The organism is Lysinibacillus sp. GW821-FHT14F06 (assembly GCF_058803665.1).
In genome coordinates, this window is the sequence record NZ_JBXAPF010000002.1 from 147,876 (window position 1) to 165,466 (window position 17,591).

Annotated in this window: 18 protein-coding genes; 7 read left to right on the top strand and 11 right to left on the bottom strand. The window is 37.2% G+C overall.

What is annotated here, in order from left to right:
• Positions 1 to 29: 29 nt before the first annotated feature.
• The 9 genes from ahrC to nusB all read right to left on the bottom strand — a co-directional run bounded on the left by ahrC (position 30) and on the right by nusB (position 8,453).
• Positions 30 to 479 (bottom strand): transcriptional regulator AhrC/ArgR, encoded by a 450-nt coding sequence (ahrC, locus tag AC1RNS_RS02940; RefSeq protein WP_283868585.1) that lies wholly within the window; start codon positions 477 to 479, stop codon positions 30 to 32.
• 100 nt (positions 480 to 579) lie between these two features.
• Entirely contained in the window at positions 580 to 1,398 is an 819-nt protein-coding gene (locus tag AC1RNS_RS02945; RefSeq protein ID WP_492990663.1) for a TlyA family RNA methyltransferase, read from the bottom strand.
• Positions 1,398 to 3,299, bottom strand: coding sequence for a 1-deoxy-D-xylulose-5-phosphate synthase (gene dxs / locus AC1RNS_RS02950; protein WP_492990665.1), 1,902 nt, complete (start codon positions 3,297 to 3,299; stop codon positions 1,398 to 1,400). Before dxs ends, AC1RNS_RS02945 begins: the two co-directional genes overlap by 1 nt.
• Before the next feature lie 163 nt (positions 3,300 to 3,462).
• On the bottom strand, positions 3,463 to 4,344 hold the full coding sequence (locus AC1RNS_RS02955) for a polyprenyl synthetase family protein (protein WP_492990667.1): 882 nt from the start codon (positions 4,342 to 4,344) through the stop codon (positions 3,463 to 3,465).
• A 3-nt stretch (positions 4,345 to 4,347) separates the two neighbouring features.
• On the bottom strand, positions 4,348 to 4,581 hold the full coding sequence (gene xseB, locus AC1RNS_RS02960) for an exodeoxyribonuclease VII small subunit (protein WP_053597070.1): 234 nt from the start codon (positions 4,579 to 4,581) through the stop codon (positions 4,348 to 4,350).
• A gap of 2 nt (positions 4,582 to 4,583) precedes the next feature.
• Positions 4,584 to 5,936 carry an exodeoxyribonuclease VII large subunit gene (xseA, locus tag AC1RNS_RS02965; RefSeq protein ID WP_492990668.1) on the bottom strand — a complete coding sequence of 451 codons (1,353 nt, stop codon included), beginning with the start codon at positions 5,934 to 5,936 and terminating at the stop codon, positions 4,584 to 4,586.
• Positions 5,937 to 6,189: 253 nt separating this feature from the next.
• Entirely contained in the window at positions 6,190 to 7,005 is an 816-nt protein-coding gene (locus tag AC1RNS_RS02970) for an undecaprenyl-diphosphate phosphatase (RefSeq protein WP_492990669.1), read from the bottom strand.
• A gap of 167 nt (positions 7,006 to 7,172) precedes the next feature.
• The gene (gene folD / locus AC1RNS_RS02975) at positions 7,173 to 8,039 is read right to left on the bottom strand and encodes a bifunctional methylenetetrahydrofolate dehydrogenase/methenyltetrahydrofolate cyclohydrolase FolD (protein WP_492990670.1); all 867 of its coding nucleotides are present in this window, start codon (positions 8,037 to 8,039) and stop codon (positions 7,173 to 7,175) included.
• A 33-nt stretch (positions 8,040 to 8,072) separates the two neighbouring features.
• Complete coding sequence (gene nusB / locus AC1RNS_RS02980; protein ID WP_492990671.1) at positions 8,073 to 8,453, bottom strand: transcription antitermination factor NusB; 381 nt, start codon at positions 8,451 to 8,453, stop codon at positions 8,073 to 8,075.
• Positions 8,454 to 8,702: 249 nt separating this feature from the next.
• Between nusB and AC1RNS_RS02985 the strand changes: the two genes are divergently transcribed.
• The 3 genes from AC1RNS_RS02985 to AC1RNS_RS02995 all read left to right on the top strand — a co-directional run bounded on the left by AC1RNS_RS02985 (position 8,703) and on the right by AC1RNS_RS02995 (position 11,089).
• The gene (locus AC1RNS_RS02985; RefSeq protein ID WP_492990851.1) at positions 8,703 to 8,858 is read left to right on the top strand and encodes a DUF2197 domain-containing protein; all 156 of its coding nucleotides are present in this window, start codon (positions 8,703 to 8,705) and stop codon (positions 8,856 to 8,858) included.
• 15 nt (positions 8,859 to 8,873) lie between these two features.
• Entirely contained in the window at positions 8,874 to 9,710 is an 837-nt protein-coding gene (locus AC1RNS_RS02990; RefSeq protein ID WP_492990673.1) for a MerR family transcriptional regulator, read from the top strand.
• A gap of 209 nt (positions 9,711 to 9,919) precedes the next feature.
• On the top strand, positions 9,920 to 11,089 hold the full coding sequence (locus AC1RNS_RS02995) for an MFS transporter (RefSeq protein WP_492990674.1): 1,170 nt from the start codon (positions 9,920 to 9,922) through the stop codon (positions 11,087 to 11,089).
• A gap of 63 nt (positions 11,090 to 11,152) precedes the next feature.
• Here the strand turns inward: AC1RNS_RS02995 and AC1RNS_RS03000 are convergent, their stop codons facing one another.
• Positions 11,153 to 11,563 (bottom strand): Asp23/Gls24 family envelope stress response protein, encoded by a 411-nt coding sequence (locus AC1RNS_RS03000; protein ID WP_286923609.1) that lies wholly within the window; start codon positions 11,561 to 11,563, stop codon positions 11,153 to 11,155.
• Positions 11,564 to 11,859: 296 nt separating this feature from the next.
• Between AC1RNS_RS03000 and AC1RNS_RS03005 the strand changes: the two genes are divergently transcribed.
• Together AC1RNS_RS03005 and AC1RNS_RS03010 are read left to right on the top strand one after the other, a co-directional pair.
• Positions 11,860 to 14,064, top strand: a complete 2,205-nt coding sequence (locus AC1RNS_RS03005; protein WP_492990675.1) for a hypothetical protein — start codon at positions 11,860 to 11,862, stop codon at positions 14,062 to 14,064.
• Positions 14,065 to 14,075: 11 nt separating this feature from the next.
• Entirely contained in the window at positions 14,076 to 14,696 is a 621-nt protein-coding gene (locus AC1RNS_RS03010) for a hypothetical protein (protein WP_492446700.1), read from the top strand.
• Between the two features lie 358 nt (positions 14,697 to 15,054).
• Here the strand turns inward: AC1RNS_RS03010 and AC1RNS_RS03015 are convergent, their stop codons facing one another.
• On the bottom strand, positions 15,055 to 15,321 hold the full coding sequence (locus AC1RNS_RS03015) for a hypothetical protein (protein ID WP_492446702.1): 267 nt from the start codon (positions 15,319 to 15,321) through the stop codon (positions 15,055 to 15,057).
• Between the two features lie 741 nt (positions 15,322 to 16,062).
• On the opposite strand from AC1RNS_RS03015, the gene AC1RNS_RS03020 reads away from it, so the two are divergent.
• Together AC1RNS_RS03020 and AC1RNS_RS03025 are read left to right on the top strand one after the other, a co-directional pair.
• On the top strand, positions 16,063 to 16,260 hold the full coding sequence (locus tag AC1RNS_RS03020; protein WP_492446703.1) for a hypothetical protein: 198 nt from the start codon (positions 16,063 to 16,065) through the stop codon (positions 16,258 to 16,260).
• 637 nt (positions 16,261 to 16,897) lie between these two features.
• Positions 16,898 to 17,140, top strand: a complete 243-nt coding sequence (locus AC1RNS_RS03025) for a hypothetical protein (protein ID WP_427550197.1) — start codon at positions 16,898 to 16,900, stop codon at positions 17,138 to 17,140.
• The last annotated feature ends 451 nt before the right edge of the window (positions 17,141 to 17,591 follow it).

Below are 17,591 nucleotides of genomic sequence, written 5' to 3' on the forward strand. Positions count from 1 at the left end.
TCACCTCTGTATCAAATTCCCACGCTAAATTATAGCATTTCTAATAAGCGATTTTTTGTATTTTCACGCTCATTTTCATCACGACAAATAATTAAGATCGTATCATCACCAGAAATCGTACCTAAAATTTCTGGCCAATCTAAATGATCAAGCAGCGATGCAATAGCATTTGCATTACCAGGAAGAGCCTTCATAACTAAAAAATGCGATGCGCCATCAATGCTGACAAATGCATCAGCCAATGCACGATGCAATTTTTGCATAGGATTGAAACGTTGGTCAGCGGGCAAGCTATATTTATAGCGTCCATCCTGTAATGGAACTTTAACAAGATGAAGTTCCTTTATATCACGTGATACCGTTGCTTGCGTCACATTATAGCCTGCATCCTTTAAAAAATCGACTAAATCATCTTGTGTTTCTATTTCATGATTGGCAATAATATCTCGAATCCGTATATGTCTTTGTCCTTTATTCATAGTAGTCACCTCTTATAAATAATTAAATATATGTATATTCACACTACCATTTTCAGCATAAAAGTACAAGAAAAAACACGGCTCAACTATTGAGCACGTGTTATTTTAGGGAGTTATGCGCTTCTTCTACGAGTGTATCAAAAGATGTATAAGCAGGAATTTGTTCATCCGCTACAGGATTCACTAAATGGAATAAAAATTCAATATTTCCTTCGCCTCCTGTAATGGGAGAAAACGAAGCATCCTTAACGACAAAGCCGACCTCTGACGCCATGGCTGCTGTCTTTTCTAATACCTCTAAATGAACTTTTTTATCTCGAACGATGCCCTTTTTACCAACCTTATCTTTCCCAGCTTCAAACTGAGGCTTCACGAGCGCCATCACATCGCCTCCTGGCATCAACAAGGTTTTTAAAACAGGTAAAATTAGCGCTAATGAAATAAAGCTGACATCAATGGTTGCAAATTCTGGCAAGCCCTCTGTTAAATCTGCTGCTGTCGTATAACGGAAATTTGTTTTTTCCATCACTGTGACACGTTCATCAGAGCGAATCTTCCAGGCCAGCTGGTTGGAACCCACATCTAATGCGTAGCAATGCCTTGCACCATTTTGTAATGCGCAGTCTGTAAATCCTCCAGTAGAGGAGCCAATGTCAAGCATTAGCTTCCCCTCAACAGACATATCAAATATTTGTAGTGCCTTTTCTAGTTTCAAGCCACCACGGCTAACATATTTTAAATCAGAGCCTTTTACTTGTAATGGGGCATCAATAGCTATTTTTTCCCCAGCCTTATCAATACGGATTTCATTTGAAAACACTAGGCCTGCCATTATGGAACGCTTTGCTTTTTCACGGGTTTCACATAGCCCACGCTCTACAAGTAAAATATCTACACGTTCTTTCGGTTGTTTTGTCATTATTTATTCAAACCTACTTGCTGTTTTTGTTGAAGTAACACTTGCATACGTGCCACTATATCCTCATTTGACATGTGAATCTCAGCAAGTAGCTGATCTACATTGCCATGCTCAATAAATTGGTCAGGGATTCCCATACGATCAATTATTGCATTTATATAACCATGGTCATGAGCAAATTCAAGCACGCCACTGCCAAAGCCACCTTGTAATACCGCTTCTTCAATCGTCAAAATAGGCTTCTTACTTGATAAAATACGATGCAGCATATCCTCATCCATCGGTTTAATAAAGCGGGCATTTACCACTTCGATATCAATTCCCTGCTGAGCTAGCAAGTCAGCCGCCTCCATTGCCATTGGAATCGTTGTACCAAATGTTAAAATTGTTGCATCTTTTCCCTCACGCAACACTTCCCAGCTTCCTATAGGTAAAGTTATAAGCTCATCATCCAATGGAACGCCAATCCCATTTCCTCGAGGATAACGCAGGGCAATTGGGCCACCATCATAATCTATGGCAGTTTTAACCATATGTTGTCCTTCATTTTCATCCTTTGGCATCATAATTGTCATATTCGGTATATGGCGAAGGAAGGCGATATCAAATACACCTTGATGTGTTTCACCATCTGCACCAACTAAACCAGCACGGTCAATCCCTATAAAGACATTTAGATTAGGGCGTGCAATATCATGCAGTACTTGATCATAGGCACGTTGTAGGAACGTCGAGTAAATCGCTAAAAATGGTTTCATTTTCTGTGTTGCTAAACCTGCCGCCATTGTTGCTGCATGCTGTTCAGCAATTCCTACATCAAAGAATCGCTTTGGAAAATCCTTCTGAATTCCTTGCAGTTTAGAACCAACAGGCATAGCAGGTGTGATGGTAACTATTCGTTTATCCTCATGTGCAATTTTACGAACAGTCTCAGCAATTAAACTGCTCCAAGCTGGACCTTTCGTCTCTGACTTCACAAAGGCACCGTTTTCAATTTTATACGGACCTGTCCCATGCCAATTGCCAATTGTATCGTCTTCAGCAGGTTTATAGCCTTTTCCTTTTTTCGTAATAACATGAACAAGTACTGGCCCTTTTACTTTTTTAGCATAAGATAATGTCATCTCAAGTGCATCGAAATCATGTCCATCGATAGGTCCCAGATATTTAAAGCCTAGCTCTTCAAAGAATACACCTGACACCACTAAATACTTTAAGCTATCCTTTACGCGCTCAGCTGTTGAAGCAAGCTTGCCGCCTAATACAGGGATTTTGTTGATAAGAGATTCAAGCTCTTCTTTCGCCTTTGAATATTCCTTCGCTGTACGTAAACGTCCAAGTACATTGTGTAAAGCGCCGACGTTTGGGGCAATGGACATTTCATTATCGTTTAAAATAACAATCATATTAGTTTTTGCATGGCCAATATGATTTAATGCCTCTAGTGCCATACCGCCTGTTAAAGCACCATCACCAATAATAGGTACAACGAAATTCTTTTCATTTTTAATATCACGTGCTGCAGCCATACCCATAGCTGCTGACAAAGATGTCGAGCTGTGACCAGTTTCCCACTCATCATGTTCACTCTCTACAAGCTTTGGAAAACCACAAAGCCCCTTGAACTGACGTAGTGTGTCAAATTGACTCGCACGACCTGTCAAAATTTTATGCACGTAAGCTTGGTGGCCAACATCCCATAAAAACTTATCCTTTGGACTGTCAAACATTTTATGAAGCATGATTGTTAGCTCCACAACACCTAGGTTCGGTCCAATATGACCACCTGTGACAGAACACTTTTCAATTAAGAAGGTACGAATTTCTTGTGCAAGATGCTCAAGGTCCTTCTTGTCTAAGTTTTTTAAAAAGGATGGACTAGTTATTTTATTTAAATCCACCTTTCTCACACACCTTTTCCATAAAATATTCACCGTATTTGTGTTTCCACCATTATAACAGTGTTATCAATATGCTAAAAGTACGAACACTTATTGTTTGCACATCGTCAAACGTCCTCAACTATTCTAGCATATTCCTCAGCCTTACCGCCTTGTTTTTCTTTTAGTTTTTACGATGAACAATATAGGCTGCAAACTCACGTAGTAAACCAACTTCGACCTGTAATTGATCAAGTGCATGAATGGCAAACTGGTAATGCTCAGCTAACTTATCCTTCGCTCCATCCAATGATAATAGGGCTGGATATGTGCTTTTATCACTCGCTACATCCTTACCTGCTGTTTTACCCAGCTCCTCTGTTGTGCCCTCAATATCTAAAATATCGTCTTGAATTTGGAATGCAAGACCGATATGATGTGCATATTTCTTTAATGTTGCTCGATCCTCTGGAGACACATCAGCTAATACCGCTCCTGCTTCAATGCTAAATCGTAATAAAGCTCCTGTTTTATTGATATGAACATGCTCAAGCTCAGCTATATTTAACTGGCGCTGCTCTCCTTCCATATCAAGTACCTGACCACCAACCATACCTTCTGCGCCAGCGGCTATACTTAATAGGTTAACCAATTCAATCCGTTTTTCAGCAGATACATTCATGCGTGCTAAAATCCCAAATGCAAGCGTATTTAACGCATCCCCAGCAAGTGTTGCTAATGCTTCACCATATACTTTATGATTGGTCGGTTTCCCTCTACGAAAATCATCATTATCCATGCTAGGTAAATCATCATGGATTAATGAATACGTATGGATAATTTCAATAACCGATCCTACAGTTAATCCATCCTTTAAATCCTTGTTAAATAGCTCAAGTACGGCTAACACGAAAAGTGGACGAATTCGTTTTCCTCCAGCCTTTAGTGAATATAGCATTGATTCTTTTAAATCAGCTGGTGCATCAATTTTCTCAACAAGTGCATACATTTCAGCTTCAACTTGTGGTATGTTGCTTTCAATAAAATGCTTTAATTGCTCATTCATTTGTTAATTCTCTCCCTTTAATGGATCAAATGCAGTCGTTTCACCTGTCTCTTGGACAATAGATATCAGTTGCTCCTCCGCATGTTGCAGTTTACTATGGCAAAATTGTGATAGCTCCATTCCTTGCTTATATAAATCAATCGCGTTTTCCAATGGTACATCACCTTGCTCTAGCTGACGGACTATTTCCTCAAGCGCTGTCATTGCTTCCGCGAAAGTCTGTTGTTTCTCTGCCATAATTATTCCCCCTCATTCTTTGGCAAGATTTTTGTCACTTCAGCGATAACCTTTCCATCATGGAAGGTCAAGGTTAACTGATCCTGCTGTTTGACTTCAGCGGATGATTTAATCATTTGTTGATCTTTATAAGCTACTGTAAAACCCCTTGTTAAAATGGCAAGTGGGTTCAAAGCTTCTAAAGTTCGAATGGTTGCCTCAAATTGATGTTTTTGCTTCGTCACATATTGTGTGGAAGCACGTGTTAATTGTTGAATTCGTGTTTCTAGCTCACGTTGATAAAAAGTGAGTGCCTTTTTTGGTGAATGCTGTTCGATAGCACTATGTAGCTGCTGAAGCTGTGCACCTTTTTTCATCAAATCTACTTGCATGGCTTTTTGTAAGTCTGATTCGAGCTGAGCTAGTTTTTCAGTAAACGGACGATATAGTCTTTCTGGCATTGATAAAGGATAAGACTGTTGGAGCTTATTTAGACGTTGTCGCTCAGCCATAAGTTGCGCCCTCACCATTTGATGAAGCTGCGATTTTTGTGTCAGTACACGCTGAAATAAATCCTGTTGATCAGGTACAGCCATTTCAGCAGCAGCAGTTGGTGTAGGTGCACGTAAATCTGCCACAAAATCCGCAATTGTCGTATCCGTTTCATGACCAACAGCACTAATAATAGGTATGTGGCTACTAAAAATAGCACGGGCCACAATCTCCTCATTAAATGCCCATAAATCTTCTATTGATCCTCCACCTCGTCCAACGATGAGAACATCACAATAAGCATTGAGATTTGCTTGTTCAATATTTTGAACGATATTTGGTGCAGCTTGTCCCCCCTGAACCAGCGTTGGATAAATCAATATTTCAGCAAGTGGGTAACGTCGTTTTAACGTTGTACAAATATCTCGAATCGCTGCCCCCGTTGTAGATGTCAAGACACCAATTCTTTCTGGAAATCTTGGAATCGGCTGTTTCCATTCTGGTTTAAAAAGACCTTCTTTTTGTAATTGCTCTTTTAATTGGTTAAAGGCAACAAATAAGCTACCAACCCCATCAGGCTGCATCTCCTGTACATATAGCTGATAGGTACCGTAGCCCTCGTAAACGTTTACATCACCCCGGATAAATACTTGCATTCCTTCCTTGGGCTCAAACGCTAATTTAGTGGCTGCCGTTTTAAACATTGTAGCCGCTATTCGAGCACCATCATCCTTTAATGTAAAATAGATATGTCCAGATTGATGAATTTTAACATTCGATAGCTCTCCCTTGACATACACCTCACGTAAATGTGGATCGGCATCAAATTTTCGTTTAATATATTTTGTTAATGCTTTTACCGTTAAATAAGAAGCAGATGACATGTTTTCGGCTCCTTTACTAAAATCAAGTTTTTCACAAAACTACAACTATCATAACATTTTTTAAAGTCGTTGACGTGCCAAAATGCAGTTTCGCTAGAAAAAATGACTGTCTTTCATCCTATTGAAAAAACTACTATAGCATAACTGTTATTGACGAACTATTGATAGCTTATACTAATGATAGATTTTATGACGAAGTTTGACAAAACACAAAACAAAGCCTCCCAACAAATAACTGTTAGAAGGCTTTATATTAATAAAATATTAATAAGAGCGTACCTACAAGAAAACAATAATAAGTAAAGTAACTAAGCTTACCGCTTTTCATAATGCCCATAAACCAACGCATTGCAAAATAAGTCATGAATAATGTAGCGATAAATGTTGCTGCATATGGTATGGCTAATGTACCCTTATTGGGTTCATTTAAAAAATCTGTTATTCCAAGCACAACACCACCAAGGCTTATTGGAATATAAAGCATAAAGGAAAAGCGTAGGGCTGTATCCTGCTTCATTCCCACAGCAATAGCTGATATAATCGTTGCTCCTGAACGACTGATGCCTGGTGTGAGTGCGACAGCTTGACCTAAGCCAACAATGATAGCATCTTTTACAGTCAAATCTGCATCCTTTTTTGTACCTCGCATATTGCGAATAAGCCAAAGGGCGATACCTGTTACAAACAGCATAATTGCAATTGTTGTCATGCTCACATTGTCTGCAATAAAATCACTAAATAACACACCTAAAACGCCTGCTGGAATCGTGCCAATTACGATAAAAATGGCAAAACGAAAATCTGCCTTATAGCGCTTTTCACCGGTTTTAAGAAAGAGGAAAAAGTGTGAAATGAGCCGAACAATATCCTTACGATAGATATAGACAATGGCCAACAATGAAGCGGTATTTGTTAAAATAGCAAAAGTAAAGCCTTGCTCACCTAGACCAAGAATTTCACTCGCAATCATGACATGACCACTCGACGACACAGGTATTGGCTCCGTGAAGCCTTGTACAAGTCCAATAATAATGTGCTTGATAATCAGTATGAGATCTATGTTTTCCATAAAAACCTCCTTTTTAGTATGTATGCCTCAAACAGTATATTAGACGGTAAAAGCATGGCAAAAGTTCTCAAATATAAGCATAAATATATATTTGACTTATCAGCATAAGTAAAAACCATCTCAAAAATTTCGAGATGGTTTTAAATAATTAAAAAGGTATTCTCATTTTATAGTTTAACTTTATTTGCAAGCTTATTTTCAGCTGCTTGTACTGTGTTGAATAGTAACATGGTAATAGTCATTGGTCCCACACCGCCTGGTACAGGTGTAATATGTGATGCGATACCATCAACTTCATTATAGTTTACATCTCCGCAAAGTTTGTTATCTTCGTCGCGATTAATGCCCACATCAATTACAACAGCGCCTTCTTTTACATGCTCCTTCGTAATAAAGTTGGCACGTCCAACAGCAGCAATTAAAATATCTGCTTGCTTTGTGAATGAAGGTAAATCTGGTGTTTTTGAATGCGTATAAGTGACCGTTGCATCCTTTTGCAGCAGAAGTTGTCCCATCGGTTTACCAACGATATGACTGCGTCCAACGATGACTGCGTGTTTCCCTGCAATTTCGATTCCTGAATACTCAAGAAGCTTCATAACCCCGAATGGTGTGCATGGTAAAAATGTTTCCTGGCCAAGCATCATTTTCCCAACACTTACTGGAGAGAATCCATCCACGTCTTTATCCACAGCAATTGTGGCAATAACAGTATCCTCATCGATATGTTTTGGAAGTGGTAATTGTACTAAAATGCCATGAATATCTTCACGAGTATTTAAGTGTTCAATTTGTGCCAGTAATTCTTCCTGTGTCGTTTCTTCAGGCAGCTTTATCAGCTCTGAAAACATACCAATTTCTTCACATGATTTTTGCTTATTTCTCACATATGTAGCCGAAGCTTGGTTGTCCCCCACTAAAACGACCGCTAAGCCTGGTGTCAAACCTTGCTCTTTTAAGCTAGCTACACGCTCTGCTACTGATTGACGAATAGCTTGACCAATTTCTTTACCATTAATAATCGCACTTGACATAAACCTTCGTTACTCCTTCCAATTCAACACATTTTATTGTTCTGTAAATTTAGAAAGTACGCCATTAACAAATTTTGACGATCCTTCATCGCCAAATGTTTTGCATAGCTCAATTGCTTCATTCAGTACTACTCTTTTTGGTGTTTCAGGCATGTATAAAAGCTCATATACAGCTAAGCGTAAAACTGTTCTCTCAATTTTAGGCAGACGGGCAAGTGACCACTTTTCAAGATGCTTCTCTAAAGTAGCATCAATTACCTCCAAATGTTCAGCTGTTCCAGTAACAATTTTTTCATAGAAGACATTTGTTGGCTGACCTTTAATGTGCTCCATTGCTTCTTCGATTGTTACATCAGTGTTGTCCAGCTGAAACAAAACTTGCAACGCTTTTTCGCGTGCCTCATGTCGTTTCATGTAAAGCTCTCCTTCTTAAGTGGCATTAAGGTTTATAATAGCATAAATTTGTACGAGAAACACGAATTCCAGCAAGTTTTCAATAATCTGAAACCTTTTTCAAGCAACTTTCTGCTTGTTTTAACTCCTCTCAATGAACAGTATGATACAGTCGAAAAAGAAAATCCGCATTTCTTGTTTTATTAGTAAGAATGTTATAATAAATAAACTTATATTTCATCTTCGGAGGTGTTCAATTTGCATTATGAAGTGAAGTGTACAAGCTGTAAAATATTATTCAAATTATACGAAGGTGAGGCACAATACAAACAATTGAAGGAACGCAAATCCCGCCTATTTTATTGCGAGGATTGCAAACATAAAATTCGCTTTGATGCCATTCGAAACTTCTTTAGCTCTTACTAGTGGAGGCAATTAGTTATGAAAGAACATTATTATACAATCGGTGAGGTTGCCAAGCTCTCTAACTTATCAGTCCAGACCTTGCGCTATTATGACCAAATTGATTTATTTAAACCTGCTCATATCGATACCCATACTAATTATCGTTATTATAAAGATAATCAAATTTTTTACTTAGATATTATTAAGTCGCTTAAATACATTGGAATTTCACTTGAAGATATAAAAAGGGCACTTGGCTTAACTTCGGAAGAATTGCTCATTTTTTTAGAACAGCAGGAGCAGCGAATTGAGCAAAAAATTGCTCGCTTAAATGAAGTAAAGTACACATTGCTGAAAACAAAAAAACAAATGCAAGATCAAATTGATATTCCGATCTTTGGAGAGGTTTATGTTCAAGTAGAAGAGGAAATGCCCATTTTACAAGTTACGACTACTGAGCTTACACCTACATCTAGCACGAATACATACTATGCGACACTCACGAAAATAATCGAACGTGAAGGGAGTGTCTTAAATAGTCGCTACGGTTGTATTTTTCCGCTTGCACGCTATACAGATGTTCATACTATTATATATGATGCTATCTTTACACCACTCTTAACAGAACGGACATTTTCTAAGCTCTCTCCTAATATCAAGCAAACAATAAAGCCAGCAGGTATATATGTATGTATTGCCTTTATTTATCATCCTGATACTTACTTTTCATTTTATGAAAAACTACGAGCATATGTAGAGGCACAGCAAGAAGCCTATGAATCAACTGTTTATGAGCTATATATGCCAGCTACCTTCACCTTTGAGCATGAGAAGAAATTCATTGTTGAATTAAAGGTTAGGCAAAAACATTAAACCATTTGTGTTTTCTTATCTAAAAAATTTATGGTATTCACTTGCATAGCAATTCACTCCTACTGCCACACTTACCTAAAGCAAAGAATCGAAAAAATGTAAACAAATCTTTTGACCCTATAGTTACTATAGGGTTTATTGTATTACTCATGGAAATATTCTAGTAGACTTAGTTCTCATGTATTGTGAAAGTTTAAAGGAGAAAAAATATGGATAAGAAACAAATTTTAACGTTATCAATTTTATTATCAAATCTATTCATTGCCTTTTTAGGCATTGGTTTAGTCATTCCAGTGCTGCCAACCATTATGAATGAACTACATATTTCAGGCTCAGTTGTAGGCTATATGGTGGCAGCCTTTGCCATTACGCAACTTATCATATCCCCTATTGCTGGTAAACTAGTGGATAAGATAGGCCGTAAAGTGATGATCGTGGTGGGCCTTTTTATTTTTGGTCTTTCCGAGCTATTGTTTGGGATTGGTCGCTCGATAGAAATTCTCTTTATCTCACGTATGCTAGGTGGCGTAAGTGCTGCCTTCATCATGCCCGCAGTAACAGCCTATATCGCTGACATCACTACATTATCACAGCGTTCAAAGGCACTGGGCTATATGAGCGCTGCAATAAGTACAGGCTTTATCATTGGTCCAGGAATTGGTGGATTTTTAGCTGAGTTCGGCACACGTATACCTTTTTATGCAGCTGGTATACTTGGCTTTGTAGCGGCTATCCTGTCATTAATATTGTTAAAAGAACCGACACGTGCTTTAGATGACCAAGAGGCTGCACAATCCATTTTAGGCAGTGTAAAACGCGTATTTAGTCCACTCTATTTCATTCCATTTGTGCTAATTTTTGTACTTTCCTTTGGTTTAGCCGCATTTGAATCGCTATTTAGTTTATTTGTGGATCATAAATTTGCATTTACACCCTCAGATATCGCAATTATTATTACTGGGAGCGGGATAGTCGGTGCTCTTGCACAGCTATTATTATTCGATTGGCTGACAAAAAAAATGGGCGAAATAAATGTTATTCGTTATTCACTGATCCTCTCTGCTGTTCTAACATTTGCTATGACAGTTGTAAGTCATTATTTTGCCATCTTATTTGTAACATTCTTTATTTTCGTAGGTTTTGATTTAATACGTCCTGCCGCTACCTCTTATTTATCCAAAATTGCCGGAAACGAGCAAGGTTTTGTGGGTGGTATGAACTCCATGTTCACAAGCCTTGGTAATATATTTGGACCAATTTTAGGCGGCATCTTGTTTGATATTAATTTAAACTACCCCTACTATTTTGCAACAATCGTATTAACCCTCGGCGTTATCCTTGCTTTATTTTGGAGAAAGCCAAAGCATATTGAGCTATAATGTATTGCTAAAACATTTCCTATTTAATAGAAAAGGGCTGCCACTCTCGGCAACCCTTTTTTGCTATTCGTGTACAGCAACCTCTTCTTTTTCAAAGTGAATACCAGTAATGTGTACATTCACCTCTGCTGTTTCAAGTGCAGTCATATTAAAAATCGCCTGACGAATTTGACTTTGTACTTCCTTCGCTACCTTTGGAATAGCATGGCCATATTTCACAGAACAAAATACATCAATGGCAATTTCACCTGTTTCCGTCACACCCGATTTAATGCCTTTATTGTGCACTTTTTTACCGAAGCGCTCAACAACACCCGTTGCAATATTTCCACGAGTTGCAGCAATGCCTTCAACTTCATTTACTGCGATCCCTGCAACAACTTCGATTACTTCCGCAGCTACTTCAATTTTCCCAAGTTCTTCTTTGCCAGAAGGAGTTGGTTGTACGAAAGATTGTCCTACTTTCTCAGCCATACAAATATCATCCTTTCCCTAACACATCACAAACAAATGCTGTTCTTACGCCTATTATACTATAAAAAGGAAGGTTTGGCTGTCGAAAGCAGTTTTAGCCGATAAAATTAAAAAGTTTGGCGATAAAACATGACTTTTTTTCGATAACTCTAAAGATTCTATCGATAAACCAACATTACTTCTCTATAAAAACTAACAAAAGTTTTTTTAAGTCGGGTGTTATATGGAAGTAGGCCTCTTCATATAGTGGTTTGGTGAAAGCTTTACAATCACAATTATGTATTGGGGGAAGTACAATGGAAAATGAACAAGATCAGATATTGACAGCAACAGATCTGCAGGATAATGAGAATTCTAAAAGCTTTGCGGACAAACTATATGAACAGATTACTTCCGTTATTGGTGGCAGTAATGCAAATCAATTTTTTTGTATGAGCCTTCCCGGAACGTTAATTAGTGCCTCACAGTATGCCTATGACATTGACAATAACGAACCGAAGCCTGCTTATGTAAGAGCTAATGAATCAAAGCTTGTCAATAAATTGTTTGATGCCTGTCAGATGACAGCCTCTGATAATGGGCGTCACCTATCAACTCAGTATAAAACTGCACTAGATATGCTAACACCTAAATTAAATAGTAAGCTATTTGAGGCCAAAAACAAACTAAGAGAGGTTTTAATGACGCCATATCCTTATAATTTTGGGGATGGCAAGCAGGATGTACTTACGCTTGAGCAAGTATTCTACCGATTGTATAGCGATTATGTAGAGGCAAAGCAAGCATGGGCTGAAAAACAAGTGGCAAAGAAAAACGAACTTGCGAAAAAGTACCCAGAGCAGACAGCCGAAGACTATAAGCAACGTAATAATGAATTTTTAGATTGGTATGAAATAACGGCAGAGGCAGAAGTGCTTGGAGTAGAGGAAAAACTCGGTAAAGTTTTAAGTGTTTTTTCCCCAGGTGATATGGAAATTATTAATGGTATTTTAGATAGTGGTGTTGGGCGTGAAATTGCGGAGGCGCGTTCTACAATTGCCAATGTAGGAAAAATGAATCCAGATGGTGGACATGTTTATCCTGTTCAGCTTTATCCTGAAAACTGGTTTACTTTATTGAATACCTCCTTTACACCTATTGACTTACTCGAAAGTCCGGCAGCATTAGCACAGCAGCTAGCCGTATTAGTAGCTCAACGTAGCAATATTACAAGTAATATCAACTCATTTTTAGCAATTATTCCGGATGAAAAAGAAGTACAAGCATTAAAAGAGGCTTATGAAAAAAATGATACAGCGTTTAAAGCGTCACTTGAAGCATTGCAGAAAACGTATGCTAATACAACACTCGATATGTTAAAAACATTGGTTGATGTGATGGCTTCCCAAGGTTTACAGGAAGTAACAAGCGTTTTACCTTCAACGGTTATGCGTATTTTTGGTGTTGAAAATGATAAGGTAAAAGATTTGCTTGATAAGCTTAGTGCTAACTTTAAGGATTGTTTAACTGCACAAAATGATTTAATTGACAAGGCACAAAAGGCAACAAATGCTGCGATGCAATATTTTGAAGCGAACAATAAGCTCCAATTCAAATCCATGCTCTCCCCCTTACAACAGCAGCTTGACAATACAAATCAGGATATTGAAGCATTAAAAGAGAAAACTAGACTTGCAACTGTTTTACAATCTTCAAAGGAGGCTAGTAAGCAAACAGAGGAAAATGAAGTTGCACCAAATCATGTGCCCGAGAATTTTACACAGATTATTCTCACATCCAGCCTAAAAGAAGCGAATCAAGCTTCCTCTTCCTATGCTTCAGCCTCTTCCTCTAACTATGGCGTATCCTTTTTCTTTGGTGGCTATTCTAGTAGCTCTAGCCATAAGGAAGCGATCAGCAAGGCATTTGCTAGTAGCTCAGAGATGTCCATCCAAATTGGCCTGTCTGTAGCAAAGGTACAAATTGGTCGAGAATGGTTTAATCCTGGGGTCTTTTTACTGACAGAGGATATGTATAATACATCAAGCAAATCCATTGCACCATCGAAAGATTATCAAGATTTTTCAAAGGAACGCTTTAAAGAAATGAATCAATGTGTTTTCCCATGCTTCCCTACGGCATTTGTTATTGCGCGAGATGTCACAATTAAGTTTACTTCTGCAACCGCTATGTCAGATTCATTTGCACAAAGTGTTGAGGATCATTCAGCAAGAGGTGGAGGCTTCTTTATTTTCGGTGGAAGCAGGTCTTCTTCCTCATCCTCAGCACAAAGTAATTCCAGCGTGCAATCCTCTGCTAATAGCGTTACGGTGCGCTTTACGAATCCGCAAATTTTAGGCTATTATCTTGAAGCAACAGCAGCAGATAAAAGTGTTAGCATTAACAATACAGGGGCTAGCAGTAATACTGATTTCATCTCTATTTTTGAGTTCGTTACGAAATTCCAAGAAATGCTAGATGATTACAATAAAAAATATAATAAACAGACTTTAAACCTATAGGAGGAATAAGAATGATTACCAATATGCCAACGACAGTAGAGGGTGCTAAATTGCAATTGACACAGGAGCAGGAAGCGCGTTTCCGAGTAGTTTATCGTAAAACAAAGGATGAGCAAGGTGCTTATTTTGCTGATTTATGGAATCCAGAGACAGACTATACAGACGAATTTATCATTGTTCCTTTAAGATCGGTATATGATAGTGTGACAGATCCTTTAGATATCGGCACAACGTTTGCCAATGTGGAGGGTAGTACTCATGATCCAAGGCATGGAGTGTCATCTTGGATTCAATTACTAAAAGTCTGTTTGCAAAATGAGTATGATGTCACTTCTTGCTGTGCGGAGCAAAACAAAATTTATATAGGTGATTCACAAGATGGAAGTGATGATAAAACGAGAGGATTTAGCTGTAATGATACAATAGTAGGCGGTCATGTAATTTTACAAGCAACCAATTCAAGTTCAGTTGATGAGGGTGGTTATGTACATTTATTACCGATATGTCACAAGCATAATACGTTTCGCTATACAGGCGGTACTGGCGCAGGCTATTATATGAAATTAGAGCGTGAAATGAAAGCAGTAAAATTAAAATCGTATTTTCAACTATCTGCATTAGTAGAGGAATAATCATAATTTAAGAGATGTGGCTAACACAAAGTCTTCTCAGTCAATAAAAGCCAAACTATATATCTTTTTAAACATAAAAAATCTCCTAGCTGCTAAAAGTTAGGAGGTTTTGAATTTGTGAATGCTTACTTCTCTTTTTCTAATCCACCCAAACATCGTTCTTTTCAAGGAAATTCGTAATATATACTACTTCAAGCATCAACCATCCCATAAGAATCGAACAACCTCAGAACGCTATTGTATACTTCGTTCCGTTTCTTTTCAAGTAGTTGACAGTTGCAAAAGAAATCGAAAAAATTCTCATAATAAAATGGAATGCGACATGCTTCCTTCCTATGTTTAGGTTATATTTTTTTCACTACTTGTAATCTAAATCTTTATGAAATCGGCAATTAATCTCTATTTTCCTTTTTTCTAAATACCAAAAAGCTACTGTCAACATTAATAAGAAAATAGGAATCAAACCGATATACTTCCAAGCATTGTTTGCTCCCAAAAAATAATAAGATGCAACTAGTATAGACGCAATTGTACTTATAAACATGTAAATCCACGAAAGCTTAACTACTGCTAAAATGAAGGCAAAAATTACGATAACAAAGGAAACACTCCAGAGTAATAGCATGAATATCCTCCCTTTCTCTTTCTAACGTAAGCCAAAATCTTGATAATGAAAACACTTCCTAAAACATGGAATCATTTATTTCGAAATCTCATAAAAAATCTGTTTCATAATTGATCTCCAACAATATAGTTAAACTTTCTGAATTTATCTTATTATACCAAATAAAACCTATCATTGAAAAAAGTCGATTTGCCACAAAAAAATTGATGCAAATCGACTTTTTAGTTTTTTCAATATAAAAAGTGAATTATTTTTTGTACCCACTGTTGAAAGACGTTTAATGTACTTGATTGAATCAACGTGAAGATGGTTTTCTATGGGGACAAGAGGAAGTAAATAGATAGTTTAAAAAAGTACTCAGAGTTGGAATTCCAAGCAATTAGCTTCACTGTTTTAGCTCAGGATTAGCATTGTCCAGCGAATTCGCAGCTATGGGAGGAGATACTCAGTTTCTCTCGAAGGGTATTACGTGTTACTTTCCAAAAAACAATATGGAAGTTTAAATGAAATGCTCTTACAGAACGGGAACAATTTCTAACTGATATTGAGTGTACTTGGAGATGCCACTATAGATTCTACTGAAGAAAAAACACTAAATAATGGGGCTATTATTACCTACTGTAATAGTGAATAATAATTACCACTTTTATACCAACTCAGGATTTATTATGCTATAATTCTCTGTAGATAGCATTTTCAGCTAGTAAGGAAAAAGGCCGTTCTTTTAAGGGAGAATACTTCATGAAGAATATACTATTTAAATTATTCATAGTTGTAGCGTGGATATATTGTTTGGGACATATTTTATATGGTTTCCCTACTGATACCGTTGTAATGCGTTCGGTTAAAGGTGTAATGTCGATAGTTTTTTCTTGTAGTCTACTGTTCTTTTTATTTAAAATAATTGATACAAAACAGAAAAAAGAGCTGAATGAATAATCATTTGGGGCAATCATTCCTTTTCTACAATCAATACCATAGGCAACACACATCATTTTAGGGCTTGTGCATAAACACACACAAGTCCTTTTGTTTATGTTCTTATACTTTCACGAGAATACTCCTTTACATTCATTCTACCTATTCTCTACTATCCTCACAGACTCGTTAAATGGTTCTAGGATCTTGCTAGTTACTCATGTAATTAACTCAAAGCTGAATAGTTGGTTACTCGATTGCATTGAGCACTGTTTACAGAACAGGCATCAACAACTTGGTACTTCCTTAATAATTGTTTAATGAATCACAACTTATCCATTATCGTTAAGACCTTAGTCCTCTATGAAAATATCTGTACAAAATCATACGAATTAGATGATGATACATTTACTCTTATTTACCGCTCCAACTTGGCTTGTCATTTAATTTGAGTATTGTATAGCAATTTCCCTATGAATTGTTGCTCCTTATTACTGAATAGATTTCTAAAAAAATCGCCCTTATCTTACTAAATTAGGAGTAATTGCTAATCATATTTGTTGCAATATTACCATTTATATACCAACCAACACTTGCCTATGTTATGATTTCTTTAGAGATATAATTTTCATTTAGTATGATTGGAAAAAATTTAGAGGTGAGTATTCTGGAAAAAAGTATTCAAAAATGGGCAATTTATGGGTTTTTTATTTCATTAGCTTTATCTATCTTACTTGTGGACTACAAGGAAACTTACGATTTTGATGGTGGTTATTCAACAGTGTATGTACCTGTGTATGATTATATTGTTTCTATCATTCGATATAGTGTAATAGGTGCATTTGCAGGAGTGATTGTAGGTTGGGGTTTTGGTAGAAGAATATATGAGGATAAAGAATAAATCCAAACAATACCCCATCCCATCACATATCAATCTAAGGGCTAGTGCGTAAAATTCACCTAAGCCCTTTGTTTATATCTTCACAACCTCTCTTGTAGCTTTACTCAAAAGTTGTGATACCACTTTTATTTTATGAGAGCTATCGTTAGCACCTACTTTTCTCTATGTAAATATCTATCTGTAATCACTCGCTTTAATCAATGAAACAATTTGGCCTGTGTATCGCCGCTCTTTCATCTATTTGTCCATTGGTGCAATTAATACAGGTTTTTGATGTGATTCATCATGTATAAGCGATTGATTAGTTTAGTAGCGTTTTAGACGCTGTCGTATCGCCTGCTGTAACAGCTAATCTTCCTTGTTAGTGCTACAAGCATCTACACCCATATTTTCATAAATATGTTACACTATACCAAACAACAGATTGATTCAGTTATTGTGTTTATGATTA